Origin of the sequence: Gilliamella sp. Choc4-2, from assembly GCF_001690355.1 — a bacterium.
GTDB classification, from domain to species: domain Bacteria; phylum Pseudomonadota; class Gammaproteobacteria; order Enterobacterales; family Orbaceae; genus Gilliamella; species Gilliamella apicola_A.
On record NZ_LZHG01000018.1, the window covers coordinates 20,491 to 40,586 of the forward strand.

The 20,096-nt window shown below is 33.9% G+C and carries 23 protein-coding genes; 7 read left to right on the forward strand and 16 right to left on the reverse strand.

The window, feature by feature from the left end:
• Nucleotides 1-283 precede the first annotated feature (283 nt).
• The 5 genes from A9G34_RS02910 (at nt 284) to rraA (ending at nt 5,274) form a co-directional block, all read left to right on the forward strand.
• Nucleotides 284-1,255, forward strand: a complete 972-nt coding sequence (locus A9G34_RS02910) for an HlyD family secretion protein (protein WP_034947271.1) — start codon at nt 284-286, stop codon at nt 1,253-1,255.
• Nucleotides 1,237-2,370: an ABC transporter permease gene (locus tag A9G34_RS02915; RefSeq protein WP_065568819.1), complete on the forward strand. Its 1,134-nt coding sequence runs from the start codon at nt 1,237-1,239 to the stop codon at nt 2,368-2,370. The genes A9G34_RS02910 and A9G34_RS02915 overlap by 19 nt, the downstream gene beginning before the upstream one ends.
• A gap of 19 nt (nt 2,371-2,389) precedes the next feature.
• On the forward strand, nt 2,390-3,553 hold the full coding sequence (locus A9G34_RS02920) for an ABC transporter permease (RefSeq protein WP_034947265.1): 1,164 nt from the start codon (nt 2,390-2,392) through the stop codon (nt 3,551-3,553).
• Nucleotides 3,554-3,796: 243 nt separating this feature from the next.
• Nucleotides 3,797-4,693 (forward strand): 1,4-dihydroxy-2-naphthoate polyprenyltransferase, encoded by an 897-nt coding sequence (locus tag A9G34_RS02925; RefSeq protein WP_218055664.1) that lies wholly within the window; start codon nt 3,797-3,799, stop codon nt 4,691-4,693.
• An 89-nt stretch (nt 4,694-4,782) separates the two neighbouring features.
• Nucleotides 4,783-5,274, forward strand: a complete 492-nt coding sequence (gene rraA, locus A9G34_RS02930; RefSeq protein ID WP_034947261.1) for a ribonuclease E activity regulator RraA — start codon at nt 4,783-4,785, stop codon at nt 5,272-5,274.
• A gap of 79 nt (nt 5,275-5,353) precedes the next feature.
• On the opposite strand, the gene dprA is transcribed toward rraA, so the two are convergent.
• Nucleotides 5,354-6,454, reverse strand: coding sequence for a DNA-processing protein DprA (gene dprA / locus A9G34_RS02935; RefSeq protein ID WP_051825348.1), 1,101 nt, complete (start codon nt 6,452-6,454; stop codon nt 5,354-5,356).
• Nucleotides 6,455-6,608: 154 nt separating this feature from the next.
• Here dprA and def point away from each other — a divergent pair, with 154 nt between their 5' ends.
• Nucleotides 6,609-7,121, forward strand: a complete 513-nt coding sequence (gene def / locus A9G34_RS02940; RefSeq protein ID WP_034947259.1) for a peptide deformylase — start codon at nt 6,609-6,611, stop codon at nt 7,119-7,121.
• Between the two features lie 738 nt (nt 7,122-7,859).
• Here def and fliR read toward each other — a convergent pair.
• From fliR to fliF, 13 genes are all read right to left on the reverse strand, one after another.
• On the reverse strand, nt 7,860-8,654 hold the full coding sequence (fliR, locus tag A9G34_RS02945) for a flagellar biosynthetic protein FliR (RefSeq protein WP_051825346.1): 795 nt from the start codon (nt 8,652-8,654) through the stop codon (nt 7,860-7,862).
• A gap of 5 nt (nt 8,655-8,659) precedes the next feature.
• Nucleotides 8,660-8,929: a flagellar biosynthesis protein FliQ gene (gene fliQ / locus A9G34_RS02950; protein ID WP_034947256.1), complete on the reverse strand. Its 270-nt coding sequence runs from the start codon at nt 8,927-8,929 to the stop codon at nt 8,660-8,662.
• Between the two features lie 113 nt (nt 8,930-9,042).
• Nucleotides 9,043-9,783 (reverse strand): flagellar type III secretion system pore protein FliP, encoded by a 741-nt coding sequence (fliP, locus tag A9G34_RS02955; protein WP_065568821.1) that lies wholly within the window; start codon nt 9,781-9,783, stop codon nt 9,043-9,045.
• Between the two features lie 6 nt (nt 9,784-9,789).
• Nucleotides 9,790-10,227, reverse strand: a complete 438-nt coding sequence (gene fliO, locus A9G34_RS02960; RefSeq protein WP_065568822.1) for a flagellar biosynthetic protein FliO — start codon at nt 10,225-10,227, stop codon at nt 9,790-9,792.
• The gene (fliN, locus tag A9G34_RS02965) at nt 10,227-10,607 is read right to left on the reverse strand and encodes a flagellar motor switch protein FliN (RefSeq protein ID WP_034947247.1); all 381 of its coding nucleotides are present in this window, start codon (nt 10,605-10,607) and stop codon (nt 10,227-10,229) included. The genes fliO and fliN overlap by 1 nt, the downstream gene beginning before the upstream one ends.
• Complete coding sequence (gene fliM / locus A9G34_RS02970; RefSeq protein ID WP_051825344.1) at nt 10,600-11,646, reverse strand: flagellar motor switch protein FliM; 1,047 nt, start codon at nt 11,644-11,646, stop codon at nt 10,600-10,602. Before fliM ends, fliN begins: the two co-directional genes overlap by 8 nt.
• Nucleotides 11,647-11,651: 5 nt before the next feature.
• Nucleotides 11,652-12,119 (reverse strand): flagellar basal body-associated FliL family protein, encoded by a 468-nt coding sequence (locus A9G34_RS02975; protein WP_034947244.1) that lies wholly within the window; start codon nt 12,117-12,119, stop codon nt 11,652-11,654.
• A gap of 181 nt (nt 12,120-12,300) precedes the next feature.
• Nucleotides 12,301-13,494, reverse strand: a complete 1,194-nt coding sequence (locus tag A9G34_RS02980; RefSeq protein ID WP_065568823.1) for a flagellar hook-length control protein FliK — start codon at nt 13,492-13,494, stop codon at nt 12,301-12,303.
• Nucleotides 13,484-13,945, reverse strand: a complete 462-nt coding sequence (gene fliJ, locus A9G34_RS02985) for a flagellar export protein FliJ (RefSeq protein WP_065568824.1) — start codon at nt 13,943-13,945, stop codon at nt 13,484-13,486. The genes A9G34_RS02980 and fliJ overlap by 11 nt, the downstream gene beginning before the upstream one ends.
• 21 nt (nt 13,946-13,966) lie before the next feature.
• Nucleotides 13,967-15,301 (reverse strand): flagellar protein export ATPase FliI, encoded by a 1,335-nt coding sequence (gene fliI, locus A9G34_RS02990; protein WP_065568847.1) that lies wholly within the window; start codon nt 15,299-15,301, stop codon nt 13,967-13,969.
• 31 nt (nt 15,302-15,332) lie between these two features.
• Entirely contained in the window at nt 15,333-16,085 is a 753-nt protein-coding gene (locus A9G34_RS02995; protein ID WP_176701006.1) for a flagellar assembly protein FliH, read from the reverse strand.
• The gene (gene fliG, locus A9G34_RS03000; RefSeq protein ID WP_065568826.1) at nt 16,078-17,076 is read right to left on the reverse strand and encodes a flagellar motor switch protein FliG; all 999 of its coding nucleotides are present in this window, start codon (nt 17,074-17,076) and stop codon (nt 16,078-16,080) included. The genes A9G34_RS02995 and fliG overlap by 8 nt, the downstream gene beginning before the upstream one ends.
• Entirely contained in the window at nt 17,076-18,785 is a 1,710-nt protein-coding gene (fliF, locus tag A9G34_RS03005; RefSeq protein WP_065568827.1) for a flagellar basal-body MS-ring/collar protein FliF, read from the reverse strand. Before fliF ends, fliG begins: the two co-directional genes overlap by 1 nt.
• 178 nt (nt 18,786-18,963) lie before the next feature.
• Here fliF and fliE point away from each other — a divergent pair, with 178 nt between their 5' ends.
• A complete protein-coding gene (fliE, locus tag A9G34_RS03010) occupies nt 18,964-19,275 on the forward strand; it encodes a flagellar hook-basal body complex protein FliE (protein ID WP_034947227.1) in 312 nt (103 codons plus the stop codon).
• Between the two features lie 80 nt (nt 19,276-19,355).
• Here fliE and fliT read toward each other — a convergent pair whose 3' ends face one another.
• Entirely contained in the window at nt 19,356-19,703 is a 348-nt protein-coding gene (fliT, locus tag A9G34_RS03015; RefSeq protein WP_034947224.1) for a flagellar protein FliT, read from the reverse strand.
• Between the two features lie 12 nt (nt 19,704-19,715).
• Nucleotides 19,716-20,096: a flagellar export chaperone FliS gene (gene fliS, locus A9G34_RS03020; protein ID WP_034947221.1), complete on the reverse strand. Its 381-nt coding sequence runs from the start codon at nt 20,094-20,096 to the stop codon at nt 19,716-19,718.

Here is a 20,096-nt window from a genome sequence, read left to right on the forward strand (position 1 = left end):
TATCTATAGCCTTTTGACTAATATCATTTATAAATAAAAACTATTAAAATCCATATTTACAATTATTAAAATAGTTTATTTTAATAACAAAGTTTGCTTCCAATCGATTAAATATAGGATAAATATTGTGCCAATTTTAAATTCAGTATGGGTTAACTTGTGCAATTAAGGCACTTTTCGTATAATGCACGGAAGGATTTTCTCGTATGTTATTTTAATTCTACATAGAATTGCCTTAATTCTCTATGTCTTATCTTTTTAATATCACTCTATAAAGAATTTTATGAATAAAAAAACTTTTATTAGTATTGTATTAATCGTTATTTTAATCTCCATGACGATATTAATACGTTCACACAATAGCCAACTTATTTTACAAGGTGAAGTTGACGCACCTAATGTTAGTATTGCGTCAAAAGCCAAAGGTCGTGTACAACTTATCCATGTTAACCGTGGAGATGATGTTAAACCTAATGATATTCTTATCACACTTGATAGCCCAGAGTTATTAGCCCAAGTCAAGGCAGCGGAAGCGGCATGTGAACAAGCCCAAGCTCAAGTTGCGTTATCTAATCATGGCACACGAGAAGAAAGCATTCGCTATTATGAAGCGCTACTTGAACAAGCGAAAGTTAATTATGAAAATGCATTGAAAGAATATAATCGAAACAAAGCTATCTCAGCTAAAGGTTATGTATCACAATCCATATTAGATAGCGCGTTAAAAACTCGTGATGCCGCCTTTCAACAAGTTCAATCAGCACAAGCTAATTTAGATCAAGCTAAAAATGGTGATCGTACTGAGCAGCGTGAAATTTACGCAGCAAAATTAAAAGAAGCCGAAGAACAACTTAAACAGCTACAAATTCAATATGATGATTTACAAGTTAAAGCTCCCGTTGGTGGTGAAATTGGTTCAATACCTGCGGAAGTTGGTGAATTATTTAATGCTAATAGCCCATTATTAACAGTTATTCGCCTACCAGATGCTTACTTTGTATTTAATCTTCGGGAAAATATTATGCCTAACGTACATAAAGGTGATCACATTAAGCTTGAAGTGCCAGCATTAGGTAATAAAGAAATAGAAGCTGAAATTCGATATATTGCGCCAATGGGAGATTATGCGACCAAACGAGCAACGCGTGCAACAGGTGATTTTGATTTAAAAACCTTTGAAGTTAGACTATATCCGCTTACCCATATTGAAGGTTTACGTGCAGGTATGAGCACCTTATGGAAATTAGACAATTAATGTTAGATTTCTGGAATCGTTTCAAAACAGCATATAATCAAGAAGTATTGCAAATATTTAAGCGATTTACTTCTCATTGGTTAATGTGGATTTTACCACTGCTTATTTTCGTCATAATTAGCAGTATCTTCTACCGAGGTGTATTGTTTGATCTGCCTGTTGCTTATATTGACCAAGACAAAAGCACATTATCACGCGAAATCGTACGTAATCTTAATGCTGGAGCACATGCAAACCTTATCAATTATGATAACCAACTTTCAGTAGCGGAACGAGATTTACAAAAAGCAAAAATTTACGCCATATTATATATTCCACCAAATTTCGAGGCGGATGTCTTATCAGGTCGTCAACCAACACCTATGCTTTATTATAATGCATTATATTACAGCGCAGGGTTATATTCTATTATGGATTACTCGGGATTAATTGCAGTATTAAATACACAGTATCGAACCACATTGGCAACCAGTATTGGATTGCCAGTTCCACCACTTGCGAAAGTCAATTTTAATTATGATGGTTTATTTAATGCAAGTGGTAACTCTCTATATTTCCAGCAGTTTTCAGCGGTGGTCCATTTATTACAATTATTTGTTATCACAACAACAATTTATATTTTATCGCAATTACCAAAACGGACACGAGCAAACTACCCTTTTGTATTAGGAAAATTAGCACCTTATACTATTTGGTATACAATGTTGCTCATTTTCGAAATTGCCTTGTTAGTTGTGCTTTCTCACGCCAAAGTATCTGGTTCGCCTTTTGCCATGATGACCGTCGTATTTTTCTATGTGATTGCAGCACAAAGTATCGGTATTTTACTATTTACTTTTACCAAAAACGCAATTGATGCCTATACTTATATTGGTATACTGGTTGGACTTGCCTTAACTTATTCAGGTATTGTAGTGCCTGAACTTTCAATGCCTTGGATAGCCAGATTTATTTCATCGCTCGAACCATTAACCTATGCGCTTAACAAATTATTCGATCTCTTTTTACGGCATTCGAATTACCTATCTGTGTTTAAAACCTGTGGTATATTAATGATCTACCCAATCATTATTACCGTGTTAGTTAGAAAACGGCTAGTAAAGCGTTTGCATTAACAGCAAAAGGATAAATCAAATGCTTAAAATGTTTTGGTCTTCATTTTTAAAAATATTCTTTTTAATGTTAATGCGACCGATATGGTTACTACTACTATTATCTGTTTCATTGATGAGCTTAGTCTATATTAATGGCACAATAACTAACTTACCTGTTGCGATTGTTGATCAAGATCACACTCCGACTAGCCGCGGTTTAATAAGATCATTAGAAACCAGTTCTAAAATTGGCACAATTATCTACGAAAGTTCGCTACAAGCATATGATGACATCAATAATCGTAAGCTTTTTGCGGTTATCACAATACCTAGAGATTTTGAAAAACGACTATTAAGTGGTGAAGAAGTGACTATTCCAGCTTATGGTGATGCATCAAGCCGTTTAGCAAATGGATTGATTCAAGTGGATATTAAAGGTATCTATCAACAAATATTAACCCAATACAACACACGAATAATGCGTAATTCTGGATTTTCAGATGAGCAAATTAAAATTATTTTATCGCCAATAAAAGCACAAACTGAGCCTCTTTACAATGCAGGAATAAGCTTTGCAGCTATTACCTTTCCTGGCTTATTAGTCATGCTATTACAACACTCTTTTTTAATTGCTTCAACACGCATAAATATAACCTTAAACTCTTTACCTCAAGGTAGACCGCCTAAAATTGTAATTTTAGGTAGCTTATGTGGTTTATTACCAATCTGGTTATTTTTATCTATTGTGCTATTTGGTTTATGGCCTTGGGTACTTGGTTATCGACAATTGGCTGGTATCATTGAAATATTAACCATGACTTTCCCCTTACTATTAGGCGCATTAGGATTAAGCAAATTATTAACCGAATGTTTACGTCGAACTGAAATGATCTACCTAACATTAGCATTTTTGACCACACCGGTATTCTACCTTTCAGGAACGATTTGGCCAATTGATGCTATGCCACATTGGGTACAATTTGTCACCTATTTACTCCCTTCTACTTGGGCAACCAACATGATTGCAGGTGTAAACCAAATGGGGCTAGGCTTATCAGATAATTTATATAATATTTTTATGATACTTTTACTTGGTATAATATACAGTGCATTAGGTTTGTTTATTTCAGCGTTAAGAGAAGGTCGAGCACGCCGATTATTTAAAAAAGAAAACTACATGAAAAAAACAATCGATAAATTGTAACGTTTAATTATCTCCAACCGATATATGATAAGCACTAATTTAAAAATTGTTTTAATAACAGTGCTTCGAAGTGTTAACGGTAATTATTAGCATAGCAATCTTATAGAAATAGAGTAATAACATCGTCTAATATCACCGCTTTTTATAAAATAGCATTTTCATTATTGATAGCGTGAACCCTGTTTTTATTCCTGTTATGATTGCTAAAAAATTTTTATTCAATTAAATAAATTATTAATGTACATGAAATATTACCCATGGATGATCAGTTTACGCTTAAAAACACTACCGCTTTCGCTTTGTTCAATAGTAGTAGGTAATGCACTGGCTTACTGGCAGTATCAATTTAATTTTTGGATAATGTTACTGGCAATCATTACAGCTTCGTTATTGCAAATTCTTTCTAACTTAGCTAATGATTATGGCGATGCCATTAAAGGGACCGACAAACTAAATCTTACTGCACACGCTAGAGGAATTCAGCTAGGTTTAATTACCCTCAAGCAATTAAAAATTGCTTTACAAATTAACATAATATTATGTGTTTTTGCTGGAATAAGTTTACTCACTCTTGCTTGTAACACCCTGTATGAATTATACGGTTTTATCGTGCTAGGATTACTATCAATTATTGCTGCTATTACTTACACTGTTGGCAAAAAGCCTTATGGATATATAGGTCTTGGTGATTTATCGGTATTAATATTTTTTGGTTTAATCGGCGTAATAGGAAGTTATTACTTACAAACCAAAACATTGTCATTTTTTATTATATTTCCAGCATTAGGTTGTGGTTTATTATCAGTTGCAGTACTCAATATTAACAATTTACGTGATCTTGAAAGTGACAAAAAAAATCATAAACGAACTTTAATTGTATTAATAGGAAAAAAGCTAGGGCAGATTTATCATCTCATCTTATTAATAGCTGCATTATTCTGCTTTAGTTTATTTGCTTACCATACATTACAATCGATTTGGGCATGGCTATTTATGCTGATATCACCACTGTTTATCAAACATATTTTTGCTGTTTTTCGGTTTAAAACAGCAAAAGATGCCACACCTTTATTGTTGCAGATGGTCAAGCTTGCTTTATTAACTAATTTACTTTATTGTTCTGGTATTATGTTGAGCTAGTTCACGTTTATTTAAATTTAATATCGTGTTACTCAATGTTGGGGTTATACTAGATAAACTTAAATATGAAGGCTAAAGGAGACTTGACTATGGAGTTTGATACTTCAATTCTTTGTGATTATTACCCAGAAGATGTTAACGTGGTGGAACCAATATTCAGTAATTTTGGTGGCGTAGCATCATTTTCAGGTCAGGCCGTAACAGTGAAATGTTTTGAAGATAACGGGTTACTATATGAAATTTTACAATCAAATGGATCAGGTAAAATCCTTGTTATTGATGGAGGGGGGTCTGTTCGTCGTGCATTAATTGACGCAGAACTAATCGATATTGCCGTTCAAAATCAATGGGAAGGAATTATTGTGTATGGTGCCGTTCGACAGGTGGATTACCTTGCTGAAGCTGAAATTGGAATACAAGCATTAGCTGCAATTCCAGTGGGAGCTGAAGATCAAGGGGTTGGTGAACTAGACATTAGAGTTAATTTTGGCGGTGTAACCTTCTTTTCGGGGGATTTTGTCTATGCTGATAATACAGGCATTATTCTTTCAGAAATTGCGCTAGAAATTGAAGATAAATAAAAATAGTTTATACCGCCGATGTCTATCGGCGGAGTTTATATTTAACAGCCTATCTTTCTAAAGCTTTTAAAAAAATTTTTTAAATGACTCGATTGCGAATATAACCGCCTGTAACAGTTTTAATTAATCCTGCTAGTTCCATATCTAACAATTTAACGGTTATCTCGGCTATTGATAAATTTACCTGCTCAGCAATCAAATCAACAGGGATTGGCTCATGATGAATCACAGCAAAAATGTCAGGGTACAAAACAGTCTGTGTTGATTCTGTATATTGATTGGTTGAACTATTATTAATCGACAAATAACCGCAATAGTGTTCTAAAATATCGGTTGGTTGCGTTACTAAATAAGCCCCTTGCTTGATTAAATAATGGGTGCCGTGGCAATTTTCATTATCAATTTCCCCTGGTAAGGCAAACACATCACGATTTTGCTCAAGCGCATAACGTGCGGTGATTAGCGATCCACTTTTTTCCGAAGCTTCAATCACAAAAGTGCCCAAACTCAATCCGCTAATAATACGGTTACGCCTAGGAAAATATTCTGATCTTGCCTCCTTGAAAGGTAAAAACTCAGACACTAATGCGCCGTTTTGTGCCAAAATATCATTTGCAAGTTTAAGATTTGTTCTAGGCACAATATTGGCAACACCGCTGCCTAAAACCGCAATTGTATTGCCAGATACTTCAAGCGCTCCTCGATGACAAATCGCATCTAGCCCTAATGCTAAACCGCTTGTGATAGTTAACCCATTAATGGCCAATTCGCTAGCAAAAAATCGTCCCCATTGTGCTCCATATTCACTAAATTGGCGACTGCCTACCATAGCAATTTGCGGTGTTTGCAATAATTGTTTATTGCCTATAACAAAAAGCAAAAGTGGTGGGGCTTTGATCTGCTTAAGTAATAAAGGGTAATCAACATCACAGTAAGCAATAAGGTGTTTTTGAAAGCCAGAACTGTATAACCAGTCCAGAATAGGTTCAAAATGCAGATAAGAAACATCCCAAAAGCAAAATTTTTGCGTTTCGCTTAACCCTATTTTATCCAAAATAAAATCAACATTTTTTATCTTCTTTGGAAGACCAGCTGTAAAAAATTGGCTAATTTTTTTAAAAATTACAAGTTTACCTTGCCCTAGCATTGAAATTCGTAATAAAAATTCATAGTTACTCATTATTGTTATTCATCATTCAAATATAATTATGGGGGTTGAATTGATAAGATAAATATTATCAATAGCCAACAAAGGCTATTCACAGACACTATAAACATTTACAATGTCCACAATATTGAAAACCCAAACATTTGAGGAGTAGATCGAAGAATTTATGGCTATTTTACCAGTATTACGTTTTCCTGATGAGCGACTACGCAAAATTGCAAAACCTGTTACAGCGTTTACGCCAGAATTACAAACCACTATTGATAATATGGTTGAAACCATGTACGCCGAAAATGGAATAGGGCTTGCAGCTACACAAGTAAATATACATGAACAAATTATTGTGATTGATGTAACAGAAGATAAAAGCCATGTTTATGTGATTATTAATCCAGAAGTGATTAGCCAAGAAGGTGAAACAGGTATTGAAGAAGGATGCTTATCGGTACCCGATTGTCGAGGTTTTGTGCCAAGGGCTGAAAAAATCAAAATTAAAGCACTCGATCGTAATGGCAAACCTTACGAAATTGAAGCCGATGAATTGCTTGCGATTTGTATTCAACATGAAATGGATCACTTAAAAGGTAAGCTCTTTGTTGATTATCTATCACCATTAAAACGCCAGCGCATTGAACAAAAAATGAAAAAATTAACTCGTGAAGAGCAAAAAAGCAAATAAAATCATCAAAATTTACGCGGTATCTAAACTGGTTTTAAAAAATGGGTTTTATCTTATCGCGTAAATATCTTTTATAGACTATTCCAAAATAAGTGCTGTGATAATTAACAAATTCCCAGCTATTGCCTATCGTAAATAGTAGAATTGAACTAAATTAAAGACGAAGATTAACTCCTTTGATTATTTAAAAAGGGCATATTACTTTTCGATAATCAATTTTATTATTTCACAAATGAATTACATATTATAAAGGCAATATTACCGAATGTTACACTCTTAAACCGGCAAAAGGTAATGGCGATGGCACGGTACCTAAGTGTTCGGTGAAAATCCCCATTGATCGTATTAAAGCCCGTATGCATTTACCGATAGAGCTTCCGCATAAAAAGAGTCAACTACGCAAAAATTTGCCTTGAGTGCCGTTGTCGATATATTACTTGAAGTTAATAAACAAGATGGAACTGCGACTAATAAGTAAGCATTACCTTTTCATTATTGCCCTATTGATCATTTTATTTTTTACTTACCGCTATTTTAGTAAGGATATACGTATGGAGACCTTATCAACAGAACAACTCCATCTGTCGTCAATAGTGAATTCGCTTTTTTAATTAGATTTCTATTTGTTGGGGGGATAGTTTAGGTAATTTAAGTTTAATAAAAAGATCTTTCTATTCCTTATACCTATAGTATTCACTTTAGTTTGTTGGGGAAAATTTGATTTAAGTGTTAATTCCTTTATCTTAAAAACGCCCCTAGCATCATTGAAATACGTTCGAATATTTGTTCAAAAATAAACTCGGCAAAGGCGGGTAGCATCGACATTAAATAAGCTAGCATGATTAGCCCTAATAATAAAGTTAAAGGATAGCCAACAACAAATATCGATAATTGAGGAGTTATTCTGTTTAATAATCCTAATGCCATATTAATGATTAATAGTAGAGTCATTAATGGTAGAGCTAACATGATTCCATTGATAAAAAGTAGACGGCTGACATCAATTAGCATTAAATACCCATTACTGTTTAGTGGTATTTTGCTAACAGGTATGATATCAAAACTGTTAGCTAAACCATAAAGTAACCATAAATGGCCGTCTAAGCTAAGGAAGAGTAATAAAGCGGTTAGGTTAATTAAACGAGATAATACTGAGGTTGAAGGTCCACCAATTGGATCAAAAAATGTAGCCATGCCAAGCCCCATTTGCATACCAATTAATTCACCTGCCATCCTAACTGTCATAAAGGCAAATTGCATTGTTAAACCAATTACAGTACCAATGAGAATTTGTTGCGAAATAACCCATATTCCTTCAAATGAGTAGAGGCTTATATTTTCGTTAATTTGTGGTAAAGGTAGCAGAATTGCAATGAGTAAAGCTAATCCTATTTTTACTCGCTTGGGTATTTCTCTTTCTCCGGTAATGGGGGCAACCATTATCAATGCTAGAATCCGCACAAACGGGAAAAAGCAGTTGCGAATTAAAATAAAATAATCAATATTGAATAAATCATTAATATTAAGATTCATTAAATTTAGCTAGTTAAATTAGGGATATTGGTAAGAGCCATTTTGATGAAATCTGTCATTGTCGATAGCATTGTCGGTCCAAGCACAATTAATACAATAATCACCGCTAAAATTTTAGGAATGAAAGATAATGTCATTTCATTAATTTGTGTCGCCGCTTGTAATAAACTAATGATTAAGCCTGTCACTAAAGCGGCGAGAAGTATAGGGCTTGCCAATGATGCTGCTACTTTGATTGCCTGTATTGCAAGGGCGCTAATAGATTCAGTTGACATATAATTCCTTAATTTTACCTTGTTTAATGAATGGTTGATGAAATAACTTCTTAATTGAATTATGTTTAGCTAATTTGCCTTTATTCATCTACTGTTTTTAACTAATGTTAGTTTTAACTAAAAAAGCTTTGGGCTAATGAACCTAATAGCAAGTGCCAACCGTCAGCCAATACAAATAGCATTAATTTAAATGGCAGTGATACCGTTGCTGGTGGCACCATCATCATGCCTAATGCCATAAGTGTGCTGGCAATGACTAAATCAATCACTAAGAAAGGAATAAAAATTGTAAAACCTATCTGAAAAGCTGTTTTTAACTCACTTACTACAAAAGCAGGAATAAGTACTTTTAAAGGGATATCTTCACGTGTTTGAATATTCGTTTCATGCGACATGTTAACAAATAGCGATAAATCATTTTCACGGGTTTGAGTTAACATAAATTCCCTCAGTGGTTTAGCAGCTGTAGTTAACCCCTCTTGCATAGTGATTTGATTTTGCGAGTAAGGTATATAAGCATCTTGATAAATTTTATCAATAACGGGGGACATAATAAAAAAGGTCATAAATAGTGCAATTCCTAAAATAACCTGATTAGGTGGCGCAGAGGGGGTGCCTAGCGCATTACGTAACAAACCTAGCACAATAATGATGCGCGTAAAGCTAGTCATCAATAATAATATTGCTGGTATAAATGTCAGTAATGTTAAAACAACTAATGTTTCTACTGGTAATGCCCAATGTTGTTCACCACTTTGTGCTGTTTGAGTAATAACAGAAAGAGGATAAACCTCAGCATGACTAGGTAGGCTAAGTAACAATAAGCTTAGTAAAATGATTAATTTTAACCTCACTTGTTATTACTCCTTTTTTGATTTTAAAGTTGATTGTAATATTTGCTGAAATAGATTATTTTTCGAAAAGTTTGCCTTATTTGTTTTTGTCGAAAGTAATATTTCAGTACGTTGTTCATTAATGGTATGCAGTAATGTCATTTGTTGAGGCGTCACGCCAACTACTAATAACTGTTGATCCACATGAACTAAAATAATATGCTCTTTGGGCGATAGGCTATATGTGGCTTTTATGTCCATAAATTGATTCGTTGTTTTTTTTAAACCTAGGCGTCTAACTAACCATCCAAGCAGTAAAATAACACCGATAATACCAATAAATGACATCCCCATGGACGTTCCAACTTGTGTGTAAATATTAAACTCTGAAGGTGGCGTTGATAGAGCATTTGTGCTTGTTATTGTAGCCTGAGATTGAGCCAAATTTGTGATGTTAACAGGCATTAACGGCTCAACCTGCGTACACGTTCTGATGGGGTAATAATATCCATAATGCGTACCCCATAATTATCTCCCACAACCACAATTTCACCTTGTGCAATTAAATAACCATTAATTAATATATCTAAAGGCTCACCTGCTTGCCCATCTAATGCAATAATGGAGCCTTGGGTTAAATTTAATAGATCTTTAATCGCCATTTTGGTTCTGCCAAGCTCAACACTCAAATTTACAGGGATATCAAGGATAAGGTTGATATCTTGCTGTTTATCTTCTGTTTGTTGTGGCGATAGTGTTTCAAACACAGCTTCTTTTGTCATTAATTCATCGTTTGTTATGGTGGCGTTTTGATTCTCGTCACTATTTTGTTTGATATCAGTCATTAAACACTCCTTCATGCAATTGTTCTAATACAGGGTTAATGACCTGTTCAACTTGAACTGCATATTGTTTATTCATTTTGCCGTAATTACCCGTTAAGATAGGCACTCCTCCGACAGTTACATCAATATTAGTTGGTTTTTCTATCACTAAAATATCATTGACTTTTAGTGTTAGTAATTTATCTACAGTTGTATTAATTTTGGTAAAATTAGCGACCAATTCGACTGCTGAATGTTTGATGCCACTAGTTAATGAACTCATCCAGACATTATCATCTTGATACGTTTTTTGCTCAGCAGGGGGTTTTATTAGTAATTCTTTAATGGGTTCAACCATTGAATAAGGAATACAAACACAAAATGTTGCTTTACTGTGACCAACTTCAACTTTAAATTTGGTTGTTAATACAATATCATCAGGTGAATTAGTAATATTAGTAAATTTACTTTGCATTTCAGAACGAACATATTGGGCTTCAATCGGGTAGACATCTGCCCATGAATTTTGATAAATAACTAATGCTAATTCCAATACTCTGTTAATGATTTGTTGTTCAGTGTGCGTAAATTCTCGACCTTCTGTTTCTATTTGCGGCGAATGTCCATCACCTCCAAATAATGAATCAACAATTATAAAGACTAATTCAGGCGAAAATGAAAATAAACTCGTACCTCTTAATGGGTTAAGATGTACTAAATTTAAATGATTTGCCGATGAAGTGTCAGAAAACTCTTCAAAAGTATGAGGTTCAACAGGTAAAGCTATGACATCAGTATTACGACGTAATCGGTTAAATAACCCAATTCTAAACTGACGTGCAAAACGCTCATTAATAATTTCTAGAGCAGTTAAACGTTCTGGTATAAACCGATGCTTGACCGATAAATCATAAGGTTTAACATTCGCTTTTTTGCCTGGTGGATACGAAATAACAGATGACTCAATTTTGTTTTCTTCGATAATCACTGAACTATCGGATACCGGTTGTGTATCATCAGGTTCATTTAATGTTGTTTTTTCTTCGTTCTGATCAGGCATAATAATCACCTTAAGATAAAATCAGTAAATAAAACTTCATCCACTTTTACCCAATGTTTTGCATCATATTGCCGAGTTAAAGTCATTTTAATTTTTTCTTGTAAATCGATCTTTCCTGACTCTTGTTTTAAGTTACTAACATATTGTTTTGATATTAAAAGCAATATGTCACTTCTTACTTCAGGTAAATATTCTAATAATATTGATTTTTGTTTTTCATCAGCAACACGTAATACCATACCAACATAAACAATTTTATTAATGTCTGCATTATCTTCTGATTTTGGTAGTGAAAGCGTAAATGGTTTTAAAGTTAGAAAAACCGGTGATAAAACGGGTTGTTCTTCTTGTATATGGTGCGTATCTTTTGGCTGATTTTGAAACCATAGATAACCACAAGCACCTACAGCTAACAGCGTAATTAGGATAAGTATTATATTTACAACACTTATTTTTTTCTTATTGGTTGACATAATTATTCTTGTCTCAGTAAAAATGTAAAAGTACTTTCCGCTAATTTAACGGCTAAAATTAAAAAAATAATAAATTATGCTCATGGAATTGATTTGAAGAATAGGCTATAAAAATATGACCTATTCAACGTTTTTACTATTCTTGTAAGCGAAAATATAATGATCTATTACGTCCGATTCGCTATGCAAATATGCTTAACCCTGATTTTGTTAACTGATTTTTTTCAATATCGTGTTGTTCAGATTTTTGTTCGATAGTATCCGATAATAATGTTACGGGTGATTGTTTATTTTGGGTTTGTTGATATCTTGCTGACTGATCATCGGCATTATTCATCATTGAAAATTCACTGATATCGGTTTGTTCAAGGATAATACCTTGTTCTTCTAATGAGGTTCTTAAAGTAGGTAATGCTGATTCTAATACATTTTTAACATAAGTGTGTGCTGCAATCATTTGAAGATTCATTTTATCGTCAATCATGGCAAGTTTAATATGTAATGAGCCGAACTCCTGCGGGTGTAATTTGATTTCAGCTGTTTGCATATCTTGATGATTAAGAATAATAATTTTCTCTGTTAATGCTGTTTTCCATGTTTCAATATTCCCCATTATTGGCAAAGGTGTAGATGTTGAAGAATGCATAGGTGTTGGCAAATCAACAGTTAATGAAGTCAGTGCCATGTTAGGTTGAGGAAATATCTGATTTTGCTTATTTTCAGCAGCAGCTGTAAAGAACGTTTCTTTGACACTATTTAGTGTAGTATCTCGACTTGCTTCAAACTCAATTTGCCAGTTATCGGCTTTTATCATCTTATTATTGGCTATACTTTGGGTGCCCATTAATTTTTGATTGATATTGGTTTTTATCTCAGCCGTTTGATCAAATTTATGCCCGATTTTCATGTTAGATTCTGACAGAAGAGCAGTTTTTTGCATGGATTTATTGGTTAACTCTTCACTTTGGTGAATTGTAAGTAATAATTGTTTTGTCGGTTCATTTTCAAATGTGGCTGGTTGTACATCAAATAAGTTATCATCAGATACTTCTTCAAGGTTTAGATTATTTGTTATCAATAACATTTGATTGTTATTTGGTGTCGTACTTTCAACCGTTAATATTTGTTGATTGGTTGTCTGAATATCAATGGGGTAACAGCTTATCGTTAAAAGATCAGTATCTTTTTCGTCTTTACAATCATCAGCGCCTTCTAACTTAGTTTGATTAAAATCTTTACTTTGATTTGTTTGTGTTTCACTAAGTTGTTTTACTTGTTGAAAGAAATCATTATTATTGGTTATTGCATTGTTTTCAACAATTCCAGAACGACAAGAAGAGGTTAAATTTAAATCATTAATAGGGTTAATATTCATTTGATATTCTCCTTGCTAATTGTTGCTGAGCAAATTCATCGGTTAGCTTTTGTTGTAAACGATTTTGTTGTTGTAAGTATCGATAATGTTGTTTATTTAATAATGTTTTATAGGTATTTAAATTCTTTTGGGATTGATTGAATTGATTGGTTATCTGTTTTTGCTTCATATCCAGAGTTAATAGGTGCTTTTTTTGTTTTGCAATACCTTGTTCAATTGATGCAATAAATGCATTGAAATTATTCAATTCGTATCCTTTAATCCCTTCTGATAAAGCTTCACTTAATTTTTGTTGATATTCACAATAGTAATTATTCAAAATATTGAGTTGTGATTTTGCATGTTGATGATTGTCAGTGGCCTTTTTTAATTTGATCAAACTATCATCTACCGATTTTTGTGCTAATTTTTTTAATGTTAAAAACGCAAGTTGTGAAGAGTTTTTATTCATCGTCGTGCTTTCCTAATAGATTTATTTTGGATCAACAATTGCACTTAATTGTTGATAAGCATCTTGATAACAGCAATGTTCACCAATACCCTGTTGTAAAAATTTTTGCATGGTAGGGTATAATGTTATCGCTTTATCTAATAAGGGATCGGTACCGGTGACATAAGCGCCTACATTAATTAGATCTCGGTTTCGTTGAAAACTTGAAAACAGTTGTTTAAATAATCTTGATTTTTTTTCATCTTCTGTGGCGGTAAGATCGGTCATTACCCGACTGATTGATGCTTCAATATCAATGGCAGGGTAGTGACCTGACTCAGCAAGAGTTCGTGATAAAACAATATGTCCATCTAAAATAGCTCTGGCCGAGTCGGCAATGGGATCTTGTTGATCATCTCCTTCGGTTAATACCGTATAAAATGCTGTAATTGAACCTTTGCCATTTTCTGCATTGCCGGCTTTTTCAACCAGTGCAGGTAATTTTGCAAAAACAGAAGGTGGATACCCTTTCGTTGCTGGTGGTTCGCCTATGGCTAAGGCAATTTCCCGTTGTGCCATTGCATAACGAGTTAATGAGTCCATAATAAGTAAAACGTTAAACCCTTGATCGCGAAAAGTTTCGGCAATTCTGGTGGCGTATGCTGCACCTTGTAAGCGTAATAATGGTGATACATCAGCTGGCGCTGCGATAACAACGGCACGAGCTAACCCTTCTTTACCCAGAATGTTTTCAATAAAATCTTTAACTTCTCTGCCGCGTTCCCCAATTAAGCCCACCACAATAATATCAGCTTGAGTATAGCGTGCCATCATACCCAGTAAGACACTTTTGCCAACCCCTGAACCTGCAAACAAGCCCATACGTTGACCTTGCCCTACGGTTAATAATGCATTGATTGCTCGTACACCGACATCAAGTACTTGATGAATGGGGGTGCGTTTTAATGGATTAAGCGATTTGCTTGATAAACCAGCATATTCGATATGAGCGGGTAAGGGTTTTCCATCTAATGGTTTACCCATAGCATCAATAACTCGACCTAATAACGCCATACCAACGGGTAATAATTTATGACTAAAATGTGTTAAATCATATTGAGAGGTATAAACTCTTGCACCTAATAAAATGCCATCAGTCGATTCAAAAGGCATTAAATAAAGTGTTTGTGTATTAAATCCAACAACTTCACATTCTACTGCGTCGATTTGATCATGAGATTGCCGCTCAACAAAACAATTAGAACCTAAAGGTAGTTGTAATCCGACTGCTTCAAGGACTAATCCTGATGCTTTTACTAAACGTCCATATTGTCGTATTAAAGATAAGGATTGAAGTTGCTGTGTTGCTTGACTAATTTTATTAGCCCATAAAGATGCGTAATTCACGTTAATGTGTATCCTTGTGTAAACAGTCAGCCATCATTTGCCAATGATGAGTAGTACTGGCATCAATTTCATTGTTATCGCTAAAAATTTTACATCCACCAATTTCAATATTAGGATCAGCAACTAATTCCCAGTGATATTGTTTTTTTTCATCATTAAATATTGGTTCTAACCATTGCAAATCTGTTGGATTGAGATGCAGTGAAATAGGTTGAGAAAAAATCGGTCTTTGCTCAATAAACGTGTTTAAGGTGTGCATTAATTGCTTTTGTTTTACTTTGGAAATCGTACCAACGGTTTTTTGTGCAGCAGCTAATGCTAAATCAAACAATTTTGGGACAATTAATTCATCAATATCATTAATTGATTGCTGAAAGTTATTAATTAATTCGCACATTGCCTGCACAGTCTTTATTTTTTCATCATTAAGTTGTTGCTCAATGTGTTCACGACCTTCTTGTTGCCCAAGAAGGTATCCTTGTTTATAACCAGCTTGTTTTCCCTCATCAAAACCTTCGGTTTTACCAGCCTTAAACCCTTCCTGATATGCTTGTGTTATTGTCTCTTGTTTTAGCTGCTCTAAGACTTCTTGTGTTATTTTTTCAGTGCTCTTTGTTTCCATTGAATTTGATTCAGGTTCACTGTCATCAATGGTTTCAATGCTAATTTGTTCATCTGTTTGTGATGGCGTTGATATAGATAAATTCTTGAAAATCAAAGGTTTCCAGTCTGATTTATCTGATCGATTAAACATACTCATCATCACCGCTACTTAAGATAACTTCACCACTTTCGGCTAAACGACGCGCAATAACCAAGATTTTCTTCTGTTCGGTTTCAACTTGAGATAATCGCACAGGCGGTCTGTTTTCTAGATCTTCACGTAAAATAGATGCTGCACGTTGTGACATATTGCTTAATAGCTTGTCGCGTAATGCCGTTGATGCACCTTTTAATGCAATAATAAGCGTTTCGTTATCAATGTCTTTAAGTAGGCGTTGGATACTTCTATCATCAACTTCCACCAGATTTTCAAATAAGAACATTTCATCAATAATTTTTTGTGCAAGCTCACTGTTATAATCGCGCAATGCATTGATAACTAACTCTTCTTGCTGTGATTTCATTAAGTTAATAATTTCTGCTGCGGTACGTATTCCACCCATATTGCTTAGTTTGATATTTTGACCATGTAATAACGTTGATAAAGAAGTCGATAATACTTTGAGTGCTGACGGTTCCACGCCACCAAAAGTTGCAATACGTAACATAACATCATTACGTAATTCATCATCAAATAAGTTCAGAATTTCGGCTGCTAAATCGCGATTTAAGTGAACTAAAATAGTGGCAATAATTTGTGGATGCTCTTTTTTAATTAGATCAACTGCTCGAGCAGCATCGACAAAATTAAGCATTTCAAGCCCGTCAGTTGCTTCTTCTCGATCCGTTTCTAACAATTCATCGATTAAACGATCTGCTTTTTCGGCTCCAAGTGATCTTTCAAGTACAGAACGTAAATAACCGTTGGTATCGGTATTTAATACGGCACATTCTTCGAGGGTTTTTTGACACTCATTAAGGATACTTTTTAATTGTTCCTGTGAAAGTTGCGGTAGTGACATCATGGCACTACTAATCTGTTGTACTTCTTTAGTGTTTAAGTATTGCATGACTTGTGCAGCAAGCTCTTCACCTAATACCATTAAAACAGTGGCAGCTTTTTGCAATTCGCTTAAATTCATTATTCTATATCCTCCTTGTTTATCCAATCACGAATAATTAAAGCCATTACACGAGGATCTTTTTCAACAATTTTTCGAATATATTGTTGCTGATGCATATTATCTTCAAATATTTTTTGTTGCTGTTTGCTGTGCGCTTTATAATCTAATTTTTCATCACTTACGCTTGATTGTGAATCGGATGTTTTTTCGCTAGTGATAAATAGTTGGCGTTGTAACTTCAGCCAAATACCACGTAAAACTTTGCGCCATAGTATCCAAGCAATGAAAATAAAGATCAGATATTTAATGCCTGATTTGGTCATATCATAAAATTCTTGAGTTTGCCAAAAGGCTAAGCTTTCGTTTTCTTCTGATATTTGGTCAGTAAATTTTAAATTAGCGACGGTTAATGTATCACCGCGTACTTCAGAAAAGCCCATGGCTTGACGTGCTAATGCTTCAATATTTTTTAGTTCATCACTATCAAGTTTGACCCATTTTTCTGTTGTTTTATCTTCATCTGATTGTTCTTCATTATCATCTTTACCCTCAGCTTCCGTTGTTATAAATTTATAATTTACTAACACCGCAACGGATAAGCGTTTAATTCGCCCTTCAGGGATTTTGCTATGAACAACTTGCCTGTTTACTTCAAAATTAAATGTATTATTTGATTGTAAATTATAGGATTTTTTATTGTCTTCCGATTCTGCTGATTCTGTTTTTCCATCAATTGGTGCGCTTGGTATGGGTACAGGTTGATTAGATAATGCACCAGGTACGCCACCAATATTAGTATGATTAGCTAATTGGCGATTTTCAACTTGTTGTTTACTACGAATTGTTTGATTTGCGATATCACTATTAGGGTCATATATTTCTGATGTTGATTCTTGTCGGCTAAAGTCAATATCAGCATTGACTTGTACCATGACATTTTTTTTCCCTAAAATCGGAATAATAATTTTTTCAACACGTTCTCGGACATTATTTTCAATTCTTTCATTAAATTCTAATTGAGCAACATTCGCATTTCTGCCTTGGTAGCTATCGCCTGTTAATAAATGACCATGCTGGTCGATAATGGTTACTTTATCTGCCTGTAATTCAGGTACACTACTTGAAATCAAATGGATAATGGCATCGATTTGACCTTGTGATAAGCTGCGACCTGGTAATAATGTTATAGCGACTGACGCAGAAGGGGGTTTTCGTTCCCTAACAAATAACGAAGGTTTGGGTATTGCTATATGTACACGAGCGTCATTAATGCTGCTAATGATTGAAATTGTTCTTGATAACTCACCTTCTAATGCTCGTTGGTAATTAATTTGTTCATTGAATTGGCTCATACCAAAGGTTTCTTTATCAAGCAATTCAAAACCTACCGCACCACCTTTAGGTAATCCTTGTTGTGCAATACGCAAGCGGGTATCATAAATTTTGTCGTCAGGAATTAAGATAGTTGTGCCCGATGATGAAAATTTATAAGGTATATTCATTTTATCAAGTTGGCTAATAATTTCTCCACCATCTTTATCATTTAAATTACTGAATAAAACGCCATAAGACTCATCTTTTATCCATAAATAAGCTAAACAGATAATCGATAGAATAACTACACTTACAATAAGAAGTAGCATCTTTCGATTTTGCTTTAGTTTGTTGATAAAAGGTAGTTTATTTACTATTGATTCGTCTTTAGTACCGACAGTCTGGCCAGCCATAAAAATCCTAACGCTAAACTAATTAGATTAATTCTAGGGTCTATTATCTGTGTATTTAAAAAAATCAATAGTTAAAAAAGCAAAGTCTTTTCCCCTTACTTAAAGGTTTTAGATTTTTAGTTGTATGTTAAATTGCTTGCTATGTTGACCAAAACAAATACAAGTAGTTTTTATATTAATGAATATTTTGAACGATTTTAATGGTATTACACCAATAAAACTAAACCAAATCACGAATTTTCCACAAAAACAACCAATATCAGCAGATAACCATTTTTTGGGTGAACTAAAAAATGCATTAAATAAAATAAGCCAAGCTCAAATGCAGGCAAATCAAAAAGCGCAAGCGTTTGAAATGGGGGATCCTAATGTTGCATTAAATGAAGTCATGGTCGATATGCAAAAATCATCGGTTTCATTGCAGTTTGGTATTCAAGTCCGTAATAAATTGGTTGCAGCTTATCAAGAAATTATGAATATGAATATTTAATTGATTTCATCGCTAGTAAACCATAACTTATTAATAAATAAGTTATGGTTTTAGTATATTTTTAATATGGTTTATTTATTTTAAATTAATTGTGCTATTTGTTGATAATTGGCAATTTTCGTTTGGTGGCTGATATTTGTTCCTATCAATGTACCTAACTGCCTATGACGTGCGCTGAGTAATTGTATTAGTTGTTGTTGATAACTTAAGATATTTTTTATATACATGGCTATCATGTCTCGATGCTGAGCGGGGAACATCTCTGTTTTCTCTAGCATTCCTGTTTTCATTAGGTTTTCTGATAACTGTTGGTATTTTTCTTGCCAAGTGGTTAATAAATCCCAATCTTCACTTTGGGCATTAATTAACATTTGTTCAACAATATAATTAAATTGTTCATATTGTTCTAATAAGTTATTTCCTTGCATAATTATCCTATTTTATTTAGCAATCTCACGCCAAGACTCAGCAATATTGTTGAGCAAATCAAAACAAGTTTGCAATTTTTCTTGATCATTATGCAAATTAGCCAGTAATAATTGTTGGCTAATATAGTGATATAAGCGATCTAAATTTTCAGCAATTTCACCACCTTTTTCGAAATCTAGGCAGCTTTTAAGCCCATTATCAATAATATTAATCGCTTTCGAAATTGCAGTACCTTTGCCAGCAATATGACCTTTTTGAATATACAAACTAGCTAGTTTAATTGCGTTAAGAGCCTCATCAAATAGTAATACAATTAACTGATGAGGTGATGCTTGGCTAACACGCGTTTCTAAATTCACTTGTTTATAAGCTTGTGATCCACCTGTATACAT

What these genes read in the sequence shown, in the direction of transcription:
- rraA (WP_034947261.1), top strand. Translation starts at nt 4,783, where the DNA reads ATGGAGTTTGATACTTCAATTCTTTGTGATTATTACCCAGAAGATGTT.
- dprA (WP_051825348.1), bottom strand. Translation starts at nt 6,454, where the DNA reads ATGAGTAACTATGAATTTTTATTACGAATTTCAATGCTAGGGCAAGGT.
- A9G34_RS02920 (WP_034947265.1), top strand. Translation starts at nt 2,390, where the DNA reads ATGCTTAAAATGTTTTGGTCTTCATTTTTAAAAATATTCTTTTTAATG.
- A9G34_RS02975 (WP_034947244.1), bottom strand. Translation starts at nt 12,119, where the DNA reads ATGTCAACCAATAAGAAAAAAATAAGTGTTGTAAATATAATACTTATC.
- fliS (WP_034947221.1), bottom strand. Translation starts at nt 20,096, where the DNA reads ATGTATACAGGTGGATCACAAGCTTATAAACAAGTGAATTTAGAAACG.
- fliM (WP_051825344.1), bottom strand. Translation starts at nt 11,646, where the DNA reads ATGCCTGATCAGAACGAAGAAAAAACAACATTAAATGAACCTGATGAT.
- A9G34_RS02910 (WP_034947271.1), top strand. Translation starts at nt 284, where the DNA reads ATGAATAAAAAAACTTTTATTAGTATTGTATTAATCGTTATTTTAATC.
- A9G34_RS02995 (WP_176701006.1), bottom strand. Translation starts at nt 16,085, where the DNA reads ATGTTTAATCGATCAGATAAATCAGACTGGAAACCTTTGATTTTCAAG.
- fliF (WP_065568827.1), bottom strand. Translation starts at nt 18,785, where the DNA reads ATGGCTGGCCAGACTGTCGGTACTAAAGACGAATCAATAGTAAATAAA.
- fliJ (WP_065568824.1), bottom strand. Translation starts at nt 13,945, where the DNA reads ATGAATAAAAACTCTTCACAACTTGCGTTTTTAACATTAAAAAAATTA.
- A9G34_RS02980 (WP_065568823.1), bottom strand. Translation starts at nt 13,494, where the DNA reads ATGAATATTAACCCTATTAATGATTTAAATTTAACCTCTTCTTGTCGT.
- fliN (WP_034947247.1), bottom strand. Translation starts at nt 10,607, where the DNA reads ATGACTGATATCAAACAAAATAGTGACGAGAATCAAAACGCCACCATA.
- def (WP_034947259.1), top strand. Translation starts at nt 6,609, where the DNA reads ATGGCTATTTTACCAGTATTACGTTTTCCTGATGAGCGACTACGCAAA.
- fliE (WP_034947227.1), top strand. Translation starts at nt 18,964, where the DNA reads ATGAATATTTTGAACGATTTTAATGGTATTACACCAATAAAACTAAAC.
- fliQ (WP_034947256.1), bottom strand. Translation starts at nt 8,929, where the DNA reads ATGTCAACTGAATCTATTAGCGCCCTTGCAATACAGGCAATCAAAGTA.
- fliG (WP_065568826.1), bottom strand. Translation starts at nt 17,076, where the DNA reads ATGAATTTAAGCGAATTGCAAAAAGCTGCCACTGTTTTAATGGTATTA.
- fliO (WP_065568822.1), bottom strand. Translation starts at nt 10,227, where the DNA reads ATGCCTGTTAACATCACAAATTTGGCTCAATCTCAGGCTACAATAACA.
- fliR (WP_051825346.1), bottom strand. Translation starts at nt 8,654, where the DNA reads ATGAATCTTAATATTAATGATTTATTCAATATTGATTATTTTATTTTA.
- A9G34_RS02925 (WP_218055664.1), top strand. Translation starts at nt 3,797, where the DNA reads ATGAAATATTACCCATGGATGATCAGTTTACGCTTAAAAACACTACCG.
- A9G34_RS02915 (WP_065568819.1), top strand. Translation starts at nt 1,237, where the DNA reads ATGGAAATTAGACAATTAATGTTAGATTTCTGGAATCGTTTCAAAACA.
- fliT (WP_034947224.1), bottom strand. Translation starts at nt 19,703, where the DNA reads ATGCAAGGAAATAACTTATTAGAACAATATGAACAATTTAATTATATT.